General features: G+C 64.8%; 16 protein-coding genes. 14 read left to right on the forward strand and 2 right to left on the reverse strand.

What is annotated here, in order from left to right:
- The first annotated feature begins 110 nt into the window (after nt 1-110).
- Nucleotides 111-1,475 (forward strand): flagellar protein export ATPase FliI, encoded by a 1,365-nt coding sequence (gene fliI / locus C7I84_RS06725; RefSeq protein WP_106771389.1) that lies wholly within the window; start codon nt 111-113, stop codon nt 1,473-1,475.
- Nucleotides 1,456-2,091: a hypothetical protein gene (locus tag C7I84_RS06730; protein ID WP_106771390.1), complete on the forward strand. Its 636-nt coding sequence runs from the start codon at nt 1,456-1,458 to the stop codon at nt 2,089-2,091. The genes fliI and C7I84_RS06730 overlap by 20 nt, the downstream gene beginning before the upstream one ends.
- Nucleotides 2,092-2,136: 45 nt before the next feature.
- Here the strand turns inward: C7I84_RS06730 and C7I84_RS06735 are convergent, their stop codons facing one another.
- Both C7I84_RS06735 and C7I84_RS29640 read right to left on the reverse strand, forming a co-directional pair.
- On the reverse strand, nt 2,137-2,691 hold the full coding sequence (locus C7I84_RS06735; RefSeq protein ID WP_106771391.1) for an RES family NAD+ phosphorylase: 555 nt from the start codon (nt 2,689-2,691) through the stop codon (nt 2,137-2,139).
- Between the two features lie 436 nt (nt 2,692-3,127).
- Nucleotides 3,128-4,402 carry a hypothetical protein gene (locus C7I84_RS29640; RefSeq protein WP_133170067.1) on the reverse strand — a complete coding sequence of 425 codons (1,275 nt, stop codon included), beginning with the start codon at nt 4,400-4,402 and terminating at the stop codon, nt 3,128-3,130.
- Nucleotides 4,403-4,571: 169 nt separating this feature from the next.
- Between C7I84_RS29640 and flgB the strand changes: the two genes are divergently transcribed.
- The 12 genes from flgB (at nt 4,572) to C7I84_RS06800 (ending at nt 13,072) form a co-directional block, all read left to right on the forward strand.
- Nucleotides 4,572-4,952 (forward strand): flagellar basal body rod protein FlgB, encoded by a 381-nt coding sequence (gene flgB / locus C7I84_RS06745; RefSeq protein ID WP_106771393.1) that lies wholly within the window; start codon nt 4,572-4,574, stop codon nt 4,950-4,952.
- A gap of 4 nt (nt 4,953-4,956) precedes the next feature.
- Entirely contained in the window at nt 4,957-5,376 is a 420-nt protein-coding gene (gene flgC, locus C7I84_RS06750; RefSeq protein ID WP_106771394.1) for a flagellar basal body rod protein FlgC, read from the forward strand.
- Nucleotides 5,373-5,681, forward strand: coding sequence for a flagellar hook-basal body complex protein FliE (gene fliE, locus C7I84_RS06755; protein ID WP_106771395.1), 309 nt, complete (start codon nt 5,373-5,375; stop codon nt 5,679-5,681). Before flgC ends, fliE begins: the two co-directional genes overlap by 4 nt.
- Nucleotides 5,682-5,692: 11 nt before the next feature.
- Nucleotides 5,693-6,481 carry a flagellar basal-body rod protein FlgG gene (gene flgG / locus C7I84_RS06760; protein ID WP_106771396.1) on the forward strand — a complete coding sequence of 263 codons (789 nt, stop codon included), beginning with the start codon at nt 5,693-5,695 and terminating at the stop codon, nt 6,479-6,481.
- Nucleotides 6,482-6,485: 4 nt separating this feature from the next.
- Nucleotides 6,486-6,941: a flagellar basal body P-ring formation chaperone FlgA gene (gene flgA, locus C7I84_RS06765; protein WP_106771397.1), complete on the forward strand. Its 456-nt coding sequence runs from the start codon at nt 6,486-6,488 to the stop codon at nt 6,939-6,941.
- Nucleotides 6,941-8,143, forward strand: a complete 1,203-nt coding sequence (locus C7I84_RS06770; RefSeq protein WP_106771398.1) for a flagellar basal body P-ring protein FlgI — start codon at nt 6,941-6,943, stop codon at nt 8,141-8,143. Before flgA ends, C7I84_RS06770 begins: the two co-directional genes overlap by 1 nt.
- Nucleotides 8,144-8,153: 10 nt before the next feature.
- Nucleotides 8,154-8,672: a MotE family protein gene (locus tag C7I84_RS06775; RefSeq protein WP_106771399.1), complete on the forward strand. Its 519-nt coding sequence runs from the start codon at nt 8,154-8,156 to the stop codon at nt 8,670-8,672.
- Entirely contained in the window at nt 8,669-9,373 is a 705-nt protein-coding gene (flgH, locus tag C7I84_RS06780) for a flagellar basal body L-ring protein FlgH (RefSeq protein ID WP_106771400.1), read from the forward strand. The genes C7I84_RS06775 and flgH overlap by 4 nt, the downstream gene beginning before the upstream one ends.
- An 11-nt stretch (nt 9,374-9,384) precedes the next feature.
- On the forward strand, nt 9,385-9,885 hold the full coding sequence (locus tag C7I84_RS06785; RefSeq protein WP_106771401.1) for a flagellar basal body-associated FliL family protein: 501 nt from the start codon (nt 9,385-9,387) through the stop codon (nt 9,883-9,885).
- Complete coding sequence (fliP, locus tag C7I84_RS06790) at nt 9,882-10,613, forward strand: flagellar type III secretion system pore protein FliP (protein WP_106771402.1); 732 nt, start codon at nt 9,882-9,884, stop codon at nt 10,611-10,613. Before C7I84_RS06785 ends, fliP begins: the two co-directional genes overlap by 4 nt.
- Before the next feature lie 181 nt (nt 10,614-10,794).
- A complete protein-coding gene (locus tag C7I84_RS06795) occupies nt 10,795-11,781 on the forward strand; it encodes a flagellin N-terminal helical domain-containing protein (RefSeq protein ID WP_106771403.1) in 987 nt (328 codons plus the stop codon).
- 301 nt (nt 11,782-12,082) lie between these two features.
- Nucleotides 12,083-13,072, forward strand: coding sequence for a flagellin N-terminal helical domain-containing protein (locus C7I84_RS06800; RefSeq protein WP_106771404.1), 990 nt, complete (start codon nt 12,083-12,085; stop codon nt 13,070-13,072).
- The last annotated feature ends 194 nt before the right edge of the window (nt 13,073-13,266 follow it).

Genomic DNA, 13,266 nt, shown 5'->3' on the forward strand with positions numbered 1-13,266 from the left:
TCTCTCGAAAGCGTGCAGCGGCGGCGGGATAAAGACATGCGCAAAATCATGAACCTACAGCCGGTCGGTCGCTTACGGTGACAGCAACCCCTCAGCCAGGCCTCTCGGCCATGCCGATGCCTGACCCTCTCGACCTTCTGGAACGGAGCTGGCTGCGCTTCCGCGACGAGCGCACGCTGGTGCGGCGCGGCGGCAAGGTCGTCGAGGTCTCGCCGACGCACTATCGCGTGCGCGGGCTTTCGGCGGCGGCGCGGCTGGGCGACATGGTGGAATTGCGCGGCCATGGCGCGGCCCGCCGCGGCGAGGTCGTGCAGATCGGCGCGGACGAGGTCCTGGTCGCGCCCTTCGACCGCACCTCGGACGCCGGCATCGGCGACCTGGTCATGGTGCACGGACCGTTCGCGGTTACCCCGCATGCGAGCTGGCGCGGCCGCGTGATCGACGCGCTCGGCCGCGCCATCGACAATGGCGCCACGCTGGTCGAGGGCGACCCGCGTCGGGCCGCCGACACGGCGCCGCCGTCGGCGCTGTCGCGCCAGCGCGTCGAGACCGGCTTCCGCACCGGCGTTCGCGTCGTCGACATCTTCACGCCCATCTGCTTCGGCCAGCGCCTCGGCGTCTTCGCCGGCTCGGGCGTCGGCAAGTCGACGCTGCTGGCCATGCTGGCTTCGGCGGGAGCCTTCGACACCGTCATCGTCGCGCTGGTGGGAGAGCGCGGCCGCGAGGTGCGCGAGTTCCTGGAGGACACGCTTGGCGAGCGCAACATGAGGAAGACGGTGGCCGTCGTCGCCACCAGCGACGAGAGCGCCATGATGCGCAAGCGCGCGCCGGACACGGCCATGCGCGTCGCCGAACATTTTCGCGACCAGGGCCATCGCGTGCTGCTGGTGCTGGATTCCATCACCCGCTTCGCCCATGCGCTGCGCGAGGTGGCGATCGGCACCGGCGAGCCCCCGATCTCGCGCGGCTATCCGCCCTCGGTCTTCACCGACCTGCCGAAGCTGCTGGAGCGCGCCGGACCCGGTGCCGACGGAAGCGGCTCGATAACCGCTATCATCTCGGTGCTGGTCGACGGCGACGACCACAACGACCCGATCTCCGACGCGGTGCGCGGCATCCTCGACGGCCATGTCGTGCTCGACCGGACGATCGCCGAGCAGGGTCGCTTCCCCGCCGTCAATCCGCTGTCGTCGATCTCGCGCCTGGCGCAAAAAGCCTGGAGCGGCGACCAGCGCGCGCTGGTGGCGCGGCTGAAGGCGATGATCGCGCGTTTCGAGGACACGCGCGACATCCGCCTGCTCGGCGCCTACCAGGCCGGCGCCGACCCCGATCTCGACATCGCGGTCCGCCAGGTGCCGGTGATTTACGAGGCGCTCAACCAGTCGCCCGGTGATCCGCCCTCGGCCGATCCGTTCGCCGACCTCGCCCGTCACCTCAAAGCCAGGGAGAAGCCGAATGTTGTCCAGCCGGGCTGAGGAATCGCCACACCGTTCGGCCGAAGCGGCACGCGCCGCGCCGGCACGCCGGTGGAGCGTCGCGCGGCTGTTCCGCCGGCGGCAGCCGAAGGCGCGAAAGCCGCCCTTCAGGCGCAAGCGCAGCGACCTGGTCGTGGCCGGCCTCGGCATCGCGCTCGGCTTCGGCTGCGCCGTGTTCCCCTGGTACATCTTCTTCAACCAGGAGAAATTCGGCATCCGCGCGCTGAAGTTCGAGGGCGGCGGCGAGCGCACCGCGCCGATCATGCTCGGCTCGGGCGGCGAGCGCGTCGGCGCGCCGATGTCGGCGGACGACATTCCGCCGATGCAGCTCGACCTGTTCGCGACCGGAACGGTGTCGCCCGGCGACGACGACGATGAGGACGACGGCCCGCCCGAGCAATTTGCCGAGCAGCCGTTTCCGGAAGCCACGGTCGACTACCGGCTGGTCTATGCCGCTGCCGGCCGCGCCATGATCGCCGACGAGACCGGCATGTGGGTGGTGCAGCGCGGCTCGCTGCTTCCCGACAACAGCAAGGTGGCGTCGATCGAGCAGCGCGGCGGCAAATGGGTGCTGGTGACGTCGCGGGAAAGGGTGGTGGAGTTGTCCGGGATGTGAGGCCTGCAGGAGGAGATCTGGAGCGGGCGGCCTTCATGCCGCCCGCTATGGAAGCGAGTTCCAGTCGACAATTCCATGATCCCTGATGGTTTCCACCTGATCAGGATCGATGCGGCCGCAAAAGACAATCAGGTTCGAGGCGCCCGAACGCGCGCTCGGGACAATGAGTCCGTCATGTCCGTGAAAATGAGCCACTTCCGCGATCTCCTGCGTACGCGGATACTCGGCAGTTCGCTCAAGATAGGACATCCGCCCGTATTGCCTCGTATCCAAGCCAAGAGCCTCCAGGACCGGCAAGGATGACAAGTCGAGGACATTCCGCAACCGGACCCGTAGCTCATGGAGTCCAAAGCGGAGACGGGAGGGTACGACCGGCTGGCCTGCCCTCAGGTGAAACAGCATCTCGGCCAGGGCGCCGTCCCGCGTACGGGAGGTATAGAGAACCTCGAAGGTCGTATCGTCCCATCGCCCGCCTGCCGAACCGCAATCGGTCGGATCGCGGCCCTCGCGAGCCACTCTCCATACTACCTCGTCGAGCGATATCCCTTCGCGGCCATCCAGAGCATCGATCAGGCGTATGTCGCGCGGACGAACAGACATTCCTAGAGATATGCCCCCGCGTCCAATCGATTTAGAATTTGAAGAACCTCATCCGTCCTATTAGCATAGATTAAATCAATCGCCCTCGCTCCGTCCAGTTGTGGATGACGCGCATATAGCCAAATTCTGATCTCATCCCCAGAATAATATTCCTGCAGGCGTCCCACAACGTAATGCAAATCAGAAATCCGAAGCTCATTGCTCGGCTGCGGTTTTGCAGCGCCACTCCGCCAGCGGGATACCGTCGCTTTCGACACATCAGTTATATTCGCGATGTCTGTTCCTCGAAGTCCGCCATTGGTTTCGAGTTCCCCAATAATTCGCGCTACTGCATTCTGACCGGGCATGATTATCGGCGCCCCACAGAAGAGAACATATCGGGCTGCGCCTGACGTTCGGGCAAAGGTTTTGCTCGCGACATGTCAATCCCACCCTCCTAGCGGAAATTCTCAAGCGCTGAATGCACCTTCTCTATATTTTCGGCATGATTAAACAAGCGCTTTCCTAGTTTTTTAATATTGTCCGCCGCTTCCGGAAAAGCGTTACTGTCAGGCTTCAGCTTGGTCACAAAACGTGCTCTTCTCTCAATTTCAGTTAATTGGTGATCAAGAAAATGTTCAGCGCGTTTAAGATCAGGAACGCGCATCAGTGCGTCTACAAGTTTTCGACTTTGGCGAACAAAATGTCTTCGGGGGTATCGCAACATATCCTCGAACCCATTTGGGCAACACTCTCTATCCCCGCAGGCGATATGCTTCCGTGCCCCACGAGCATTGGCAAGCCACTGAAGCTCCTTCACAGTCAATGAGCGATTCATGTCAACTAAGGAAATTCTCGTCTGCGATTTGTGTAGACTCTCACCCTCAACACGTCGTGGAGTATTAAAACGCCAGTCACTCGCATCAAAACCTTCAAGTTTAGCAATACCGTGTGCAATGGCCGACGCCGCACCGAAGGCGAGCATTGCGGCACCTGTCATACCTCCCAAATAGTCGGCGATGATTGGACGTTCTATTTCGTGTAACCCACACAGTGCTTCAATATGCCAGCGCGTCGTAAGAGGAGCGGCATTGTTCTTAAGACCGGAAGCTCTAACCCACAAGCTGTCGAAAGGCGCATCGCGCAGCCGTTGAACTATTTGGTTTCGTCCTTCAGTGCTTTGCAAAAAAGTATGTGGCGCTATGAGAAGATAGTCTATTGCGATATGCTTGCCGCCCTCACGGTCAAGAGCTTCGCGCAAACGTATACAAGACCCAAAATCAACCTCTAGCCATTTCGGGAAATTAGGGTCGCCCAACCAATGAGTCGGCGCGAGAACTGCATCGATCGGGCGAGACGCTGCAAACCTTGCGATGGCACCAATAACGTCGGCTTTAGGGGAATGGCCAAAATAATCTGGACCGAGCACACCACCGCTAGTCAAAGCCGCCCAGGGAGCCTGTTGAACACGCCCCTCGAAACGACCTAATGCCGCAAGTTCCGCCGTCTTGGGATCAAGAACAATCTCAACGCTGCGCTTCCTGAGGGCTGTAATCAACTCCAGCTGTTTGTCGATGCGCGACGCATCCACAACCACGCGGTCAGGGCGGAAATCACCGGAAGCAAATAAATCCGCAAGAGCGCGTGAACCATCGTCCCCCAACCGATAGAACTGCCCAATCGGAGTGGTGTGTGAATTAAGATAGGGAAACGGGACAACGTTACCGGCCATCGGCCTAAGTTCCATTTCGGTTTCACCATACAAAAATATGAAACGGATACGGAACTGTCAAGGAAACAATCATCTTGGTGCACCTCTATCCCTGCCCTCCCACACAAGCCCCGCGCAAGACTGGCCTCCTAGAGTTCCGGACAACCGCCCGGAATCCGGAATATCGTGCATGCAGCCCGTCAATCTCTTCAGCCTCGCCACCCGGCAAGCCGAATGGCTCTCGGCGCGCCAGGCGGCGGTCGCCGGCAACATCGCCAACGTCAACACGCCGGGCTACCGCGCCGTCGACGTCGAAACCTTCGACAAGGTGCTCGACCGCACCGGCGTCAGCCTGACGGCGACCCAGCAGGGTCATTTCGGCCTGGGCGCCGAGCAGGCGAGCTTCAAGCTGCGCGACGACGACCGCAGCACCGCCGTCCTGCCCTCCAACAACACGGTGGTTCTCGAGCAGGAGCTGATGAAGGGCGGAGAGGTCGCGCGCTCCTTCGAGCTCAACACGGCGATCGTCAAGGCCTTCCACCGCATGATGCTGATGAGCGCGAGGGGCTGACCGCATGGATGCGCTCACCGCCACCCTGAAAGTCGCCGCGTCCGGCCTTGGCGCGCAGTCCGAGCGTCTGCGCGTCGTCTCCGAAAACCTCGCCAACGCCCAGTCCACCGGCCAGGCGCCGGGTGCCGACCCCTATCGGCGCAAGACCATCAGCTTCGCGGCCGAACTCGACCGCGCCAGCGGCGGCTCGCTGGTCGAGGTGGTGAAGATCGATCGCGATCAGGCGGACTTTCCCGTCGAGTTCATGCCCGGCCACGAGGCGGCCGACGACGGCGGCTACGTCAAGATGCCGAACGTCAACGTCATGATCGAGATGGCCGACATGACCGAGGCCAACCGCTCCTACGAGGCGAACCTGCAGGTCATCAAGCAGGCGCGCCAGCTCATCTCGCTCACCATCGACCTGATGAGGCCGCAATCGTGATCACCGGCATCGGCCCGCTCGGCCTCATCGCCCCGGTAGGCACTACGGGTGGTCCCGGCCCGTCCGGCGATACCACGGCGGAAGGCGGCGTCTCCTTCGCGGAAATGGTTTCGGACACCGCCGGCCGCACCGTCAACCGCATGCGCGAGGCCGAGCAGCTTTCGGTGGAGGCCCTGCAGGGCAAGGGCGACATGCGCCAGGTCGCCGACGCGGTGATGAGCGCCGAACAGTCGTTTCAGGCGGCGGTGGCGATCCGCGACAAGATCGTCGCCGCCTATCTCGAAGTCAGCCGCATGGCGATCTAGGAGCAGAAAAGATGAGAGCACTCTCCATCGCCGCCACCGGCATGAACGCCCAGCAGACCAATCTCGAGGTCATCGCCAACAACATCGCCAACATCAACACCACCGGCTTCAAGCGCGCCCGCGCCGAGTTCACCGACCTGCTCTACCAGGTCGACCGGCTGCAGGGCGTGCCGAGCCGCGCCAATGCCAGCATCGTGCCGGAGGGGGTGAACATCGGCCTCGGGGTCAAGACCGCGGCGGTGCGCAACCTCCACATCCAGGGCAGCCTCACCAACACCGGCAACAGATACGATCTGGCGCTGACCGGCAGCGGCTGGTTCCAGATCGACGGCGCCGACGGCGAGACGCTCTACACCCGCGCCGGCGCCTTCAACACCAACGCCACCGGGCAGCTGGTGACGCTCGACGGCTATACCGTGCAGCCGGCGATCACCGTCCCGCCGGACGCCGTCGACGTCATCGTCAACAAGTCCGGCCAGGTGTTCGCGCGCATCGACGGCCAGATCGAGCTGCAGCTGCTCGGCCAGCTCACGCTGGCGAATTTCGCCAACGAGTCGGGACTGGCCGCGCTCGGCGACAACCTTTTCCGCGAGACGCCTGCTTCCGGCGCGGCCATCGTCGGCGTGCCCGGCGATCCCGGCTTCGCCACCGTCGAGCAAGGCTATCTGGAAGCCTCGAACGTCGACCCGGTCAAGGAGATCACCGAGCTGATCTCGGCGCAGCGCGCCTATGAGATGAACTCGAAGGTGATCCAGGCCGCCGACGAGATGGCTGCCACGGTCTCCAAGAACCTGAGGTGAGACGATGCGCGGCCGCCTGCTTCCCGCTCTCGCTGCCACGGCACTGCTGCTCGCCGCCGCGCAAGCCGTGGCGGGCGAAGCCGTGCTGGTGCCGAACCGCGTCATCTATCCCGGCGAGACGGTCGAAGCCGAGGCCTTGAAGACGGTGATCCTCGCCGAGGGCAAGGTAGCGCCGGAAGGCGCGGTGGTGGCGCTGACCGACCTCGAGGGCAAGGTCGCCAGGCGCACGCTGCTTCCTGGCCGCTACGTCAAGGTGAACGCCCTGCGCGAAGCCTATCTGGTCGAGAAGGGCGTGCCGGTGGAGATGGTGTTCGTCTCCGGCGGGCTCAGCATTTCGGCGACCGCGGTAAGCCTGCAGGCGGGCGCGGCCGGCGACATGGTCAAGCTGCGCAATGCCGACAGCGGCAAGATCGTGTCGGGCATCGTCATGGCCGACGGCACCGTCAGGGTCGGCGGCTGATGCGGCGGCTGTTCGCGCTGGCGCTCGCGGCGCTGCTCGCCTGCCAGGCGGCGACGGCAGACGACAGCCGGGCCGGCCGCCGGCTCGGGCCGGGCGGCGATGACGGTACCGACAGCGGCGTGGGCGACCAGGCCGTGCTCTATGACGGCCGCGGCCTGACCACGGTACGCATCAAGGACATCGCCCAGCTGCAGAGCAGCCGCGACAACCAGCTGGTCGGCTACGGCCTGGTGATCGGGCTGAACGGCTCGGGCGACGGGCTGCGCAACGCACCCTTCACCGAGCAGTCGATCCGCGCCATGCTCGAAAACCTCGGCATCGCCAGCGAGGGCGAGCGCTCGCGCGCCAAGAATGTGGCGGCCGTCATCGTCACCGCCAACCTGCCGCCTTTCGTCCAGCCCGGCGCGCGCATCGACGTGTCGGTGTCGTCGCTCGGCGACGCCACCTCGCTGCAGGGCGGCACCCTGGTGATGACGCCCCTCAAGGCGCCCAACGGCGAGATCTACGCGGTGGCGCAGGGCCCGGTATTCATCTCCGGCTTCACCGCGCAGGGGCAGGCCGAGACTTTGACGCAAGGGGTGCCGACCGCCGGACGCGTGCCCAACGGCGCCATCGTCGAGCGCGCGGTCGAGGCGGCGTTCGCCAGCCTCGGCACGCTGATCCTGCAGCTGCGCAACGCCGACTTCTCGACGGCGGTGCGCATGACCGACACCATCAACGACTACTCGATGGAGCGTTTCGGCCGGCGCGTCGCCGCCGAGCAGGATTCGCGCACCGTCGTCATCAAGAAGCCGGACAAGATTTCCGCAGCCCGCTTCTTCGCCGAGCTGGAAAACCTCGTCGTCGACGCCGACGCTCCGGCGCGCGTCGTCGTCGACGAGCGGACAGGCACGATCGTCATCGGCAACCAGGTGAGGATCGCGCGGGTCGCCGTCAGCCACGGTGCGCTTACCGTGCGCATCACCGAGGCGCCGCGCATCGTCCAGCCGGAGCCGTTCTCGGAGGGCGAGACGGCGGTCGAACCCTTCACCGCCATCGAGGCCGGCCAGCCCGACGCGCAGGTGGCGGTGCTGGACGGGCCGGACCTGCAGACCCTGGTCGCCGGCCTCAACCGCCTCGGCGTCAAGCCGGACGGCATCATCGCCATCCTGCAGGGCATCAAGTCGGCCGGCGCGCTGCAGGCCGACCTGGTGCTGCAATAGGAGGAGCGCCATGACCCTACCGCATCGCCCTCGCACCGCAGGCCTCCGCAACGCCGCGCTTGCCGCCGCGCTGCTGCTGGCGGCCAGCGTGCCCGCCACAACCGAGACGATCCCGCTCTCGGGCACGGAATCCGCCTCTGAGATCGAAAAGTTCTGCACCGGCATCGCCGACGCCGCGCGCGACCGCCGCTACTCGCTGCAGGCAATGGAATTGAAGAAGCTCAAGGACGACATCGACGAGCGCATCAGGCGGCTCGAAGAGAAGCGGCGCGAATACGAGGACTGGATGAAGCGGCGCGAGACCTTCCTCGCCAGGGCGCAGGAGGACGTCGTGAAGATCTACGCCACGATGAAGCCGGACGCCGCCGCCGAGCGGCTTGCCGAGCTCGACGCGCGCCTGGCGGCCGGCATCCTGATGAAGCTCGATTCGCGCAAGGCGGGCGTCATCATGAACGAGATGAACAGCAAGGCCGCGGCGACGCTCACCGCCATCATGGCGAGCGCCGCCCGCCGGGAAGATCCCTCATGATGACAAGATTGTCCGTCCTCGGCGCCGTCGTTCTGCTTGCCGGCTGCGCCAACAATATGAAGGAGCTCGGGCGGGAGCCCGCGCTGTCGCCGGTCGGCGCCGGCGTCGCGGTGGCGCCGCAGTCGGCCTACAGCTACGCCAAGCCCGCGCCGCCGCCGGCCAAGCGTTTTTCCCTGTGGAACGACAGGCAGAGCCGCTTCTTCACCGATCCGCGGGCGATCGATGTCGGCGACGTCCTGACGGTCAACATCCGCATCAACGACCGCGCACGTTTCAAGAACGAGTCCGACCGCAGCCGCAGGGCCGAGCGATCCATGGACATCGGACTGGCCGGCGACTGGAACGGCGTCAGCGGCGCGGTCGCCGGGACGGGGAGCGTCGAATCCACCACGTCCACGGACAGCACCGGCGCGACCGCGCGCTCGGAGGACATGGTGCTCAACGTCGCCGCCGTGGTGACCGACGTCATGCCGAACGGCAACCTGCTCATCCGCGGCTCGCAGGAGGTCAGGGTCAACGCCGAGCTCAGGGTGCTCACCATCGCCGGCATCGTGCGGCCGAAGGACATCGGGCCGGAGAACACCATCTCCTACGAACGCATCGCCGAGGCCCGCATCTCCTATGGCGGCCGCGGCCGCCTGACGGAAGTGCAGCAGCCGGCCTGGGGTCAGCAGGTCGCCGACCAGATCCTGCCCTTCTGACGGGAACGACTATGGCGGTCATCGAACAGAGTCCTCCGCCGGCCAAGGGTCCATCCCTGGTGGCGCAGCTTGGCGCCCTGCTGCTGATGACCGCGACGGCGATCGGCGGCGGCTGGTTTGCCGGCGACTATCTCGGTGCCACGACCACTCACGAGGAGACGGCCGGCGCTCCCGCCGCGCCGCATGCGGACGCGGAAGGCGCTGACGACAAGGGCGTGCCGGCAAGGCCGGTGCTGATGCCGCTTGCACCCATGACCACCAACCTCGCCGCGCCCAGCAGCGTATGGGTCCAGATGGAGCTGGCGCTCGTCGTCGATGCGCCGCAGCCGCCGCCGGAAGTCATCGAGGCGATCCACCAGGACCTGTTCGCCTACATGCGCACGCTGAAGATGCACCAGGTCGAGGGCGCCAGCGGCTACCAGCACCTGAAGGCCGACCTCGAGGAACGCGCCCGCATCCGCAGCGGCGGACAGGTCCGGCAGATCCTGATCCGCACCCTGTTGTTCGAATGACCCGTCTGTTCTGGATATTCGCGGCGCTCGCCGCCTCGACCGGCGCGGCCGGCGCGCAGCAGCTCGACCTCGGCGCCATCGGCCAGGCGGACGGCACCACGATCGGCTACATCATCCAGATGTTCGGGCTGATCACCGTGCTGTCGGTGGCGCCCGGCCTGCTGATCATGGTCACCAGCTTCACCCGCTTCGTGATCGCCTTTTCCATCCTGCGCGCCGGCATCGGGCTGCAGACGACGCCGGCCAACCTGATCCTGATCAGCCTGTCGCTGTTCATGACCTTCTATGTGATGGCCCCGACCTTCGACCAGGCGTGGAACAACGGCGTCCGGCCGCTGATGAACAACGAGATCGACGAGACGGTGGCGTTCGAACGCATCTCGTCGCCCTTCCGCGACTTCATGGTGCGCAACGTCCGCGACAAGGACCTCGACCTGTTCGCCGACCTGGCGCGCGAGCGCGGCCAGACGGTCGACGTCGAGAACATCGACCTGCGCGTGCTCATCCCCGCCTTCATGATCTCGGAGATCCGGCGCGGCTTCGAGATCGGTTTCCTGATCGTGCTGCCGTTCCTGGTGATCGATCTGATCGTCGCCACCATCACCATGGCCATGGGCATGATGATGCTGCCGCCGACCGTGATATCGCTGCCCTTCAAGCTGCTGTTCTTCGTGCTGATCGACGGCTGGAACCTGCTGGTCGGCAGCCTGGTCCGATCCTTCACCTGACGTTAACCATTTACCGCGCGTTTACCGTCCGGCTTACGCGTTTGGTAGGGACTCCCTGCCATCGTCCCTCCGGGATGGCGGGGTGATCTTTCTTCTTTGGTCATGGGCATGATGCCGCACCGTCATACCGGTCGACCCCGGTATGCAAGTTCAGTGCTGTGTACGAGTAAGGTAAACCTTCATGTCCAGTATCAATACCAACGTCTCGGCGATGACCGCGCTGCAGACGCTCAACGCGACCAACAAGAACCTCCAGGCCACCCAGGGCCGCATCTCGACCGGCCTGCGCGTCGCCGAAGCTTCGGACAACGCCGCCTACTGGTCGATCGCCACCACCATGCGCTCCGACAACAAGGCGCTGTCCACAGTCCAGGACGCGCTCGGTCTCGGCGCCTCCAAGATCGACACCGCCTACACCGGCATGAACAAGTCGATCGAGCTGGTCAACGACATCAAGACCAAGCTGGTCGCGGCCAACGGCGCCTCGGACGCCGACAAGGAGAAGTACGACACCGAGATCAAGGCGCTGCAGGGCCAGCTCAAGAGCTATGCCGATTCCGCGACCTTCTCCGGCGCCAACTGGCTGTCGACCGACACGACCTCCGGCCACGCCGCCGCCGGCACCTTCGACGACGTCAAGATCGTGGCCTCCTTCAACCGCAACGCATCCGGCGCGGCGTCGATCTCGACCATCGACGTCAAGGTGCAGGACATCAAGCTCTATGACGCCGGCTCGACCGACGGCACCACCGACGGCATCCTCGACGCCGTTCGTCTCGGCACCACCGGCGCCCGCCAGGCGGCGGCCTCGGCACCGACCGCCGGCACCGACGCCGCCACCGACACCTATTCGGTCTCGACCCTGTCGGTGAAGGGTTTCAGCGACGCCCAGATCACCAAGATGCTGACGGTGACCGAAGCGGCGCTGAAGGAGATGACCAACGCCGCCACCAATCTCGGCGCCGCAAAGACCCGCGTCGACCTGCAGAAGACCTTCACCACCAGCCTGATGGACTCCATCGACCGCGGCATCGGCCAGCTCGTCGACGCCGACATGAACAAGGAGTCGACCCGCCTCCAGGCCCTCCAGGTGCAGCAGCAGCTCGGCATTCAGGCGCTGTCGATCGCCAACGGCAACTCGCAGACCATCCTGTCGCTGTTCCGTTAAACCGAACCGCTCAGGCAACATGAGCGGGGCCGCGCTTCCGGGCGCGGCCTTTCTCTTTTGGTGAGTTTTATCGCCGCCGCAGAATAGCCTGCGGATGAGCGCGTCTGACGGTCCTTCTCCGGCCGGCACGGTGACCAAAAATTAACCATACCGGTTAGGACTTTGGTAGCCATCGCCCATCATAGTTAACGTCAGAAATGGCGGATTGATCTCCACGAAACGATCATTGGCATGATGCCGCACCGTCATACCGGTCGAGCCGGTATGCAAGTTCCGTATGCTTACGAACAGGTGAGTATCCATGTCCAGCATCAACACCAACGTCTCGGCGATGACCGCGCTGCAGACGCTCAGCGCGACCAACAAGAACCTCCAGACCACCCAGGCCCGCATCGCCACCGGCCTGCGCGTATCCGAAGCCGCCGACAACGCCGCCTATTGGTCGATCGCCACCACCATGCGCTCCGACAACAAGGCGCTGTCCACCGTCCAGGATGCGCTCGGTCTCGGCGCCTCCAAGATCGACACCACCTACACCGGCATGAACAAGGCGATCGAGCTGGTCAACGACATCAAGACCAAGCTGGTCGCCGCCAACGGCGCCTCGGACGCCGACAAGGAGAAGTACGACACCGAGATCAAGTCGCTGCAGGGCCAGCTCAAGAGCTACGCCGATTCCGCGACCTTCTCGGGCGCCAACTGGCTGTCGGTCGACACCACCTCCGGCCACGCCGCCGCCGGCACCTTCGACGACGTCAAGATCGTGGCCTCCTTCAACCGCAATGCATCCGGCGCGGCCGCGATCTCGACCATCGACGTCAAGGTGCAGGACATCAAGCTCTATGACGCCGGCTCGACCGACGGCACCACCGACGGCATCCTCGACGCCGTTCGTCTCGGCACCACCGGCGCCCGCCAGGCGGCGGCCTCGGCGCCGACCGCCGGCACCGACGCCGCCACCGACACCTACACGGTCTCGACCCTGTCGGTGAAGGATTTCAGCGACGCGCAGATCACCAAGATGCTGACGGTGGTCGAGGCGGCGCTGAAGGAGATGACGACGGCGGCCACCAATCTCGGCGCCGCCAAGACCCGCGTCGACCTGCAGAAGACCTTCACCGCCAGCCTGATGGACTCCATCGACCGCGGCATCGGCCAGCTCGTCGACGCCGACATGAACCGGGAATCGACCAGGCTGCAGGCGCTTCAGGTGCAGCAGCAGCTCGGCATTCAGGCGCTGTCGATCGCCAACGGCAACTCGCAGACCATCCTGTCGCTGTTCCGCGGCTGACGCTCTTCCAAAACGCCGAACCATCGGCTGGCCGCGCTCCTCCGGAGCGCGGCCTTTTCGTTTTCCGCCTCCCCCAGCCGACTGGCCCGGCGTCTTAACACCGTATTAACCATGTTCGCATTAATCATGGTTAATCGAACCTTACGGCCGTCCGGCACATACGCTAACATGCTGATTCGGATGGCTGTTTAAAT

Source organism: Kumtagia ephedrae, assembly GCF_003012745.1.
GTDB lineage: Bacteria > Pseudomonadota > Alphaproteobacteria > Rhizobiales > Rhizobiaceae > Kumtagia > Kumtagia ephedrae.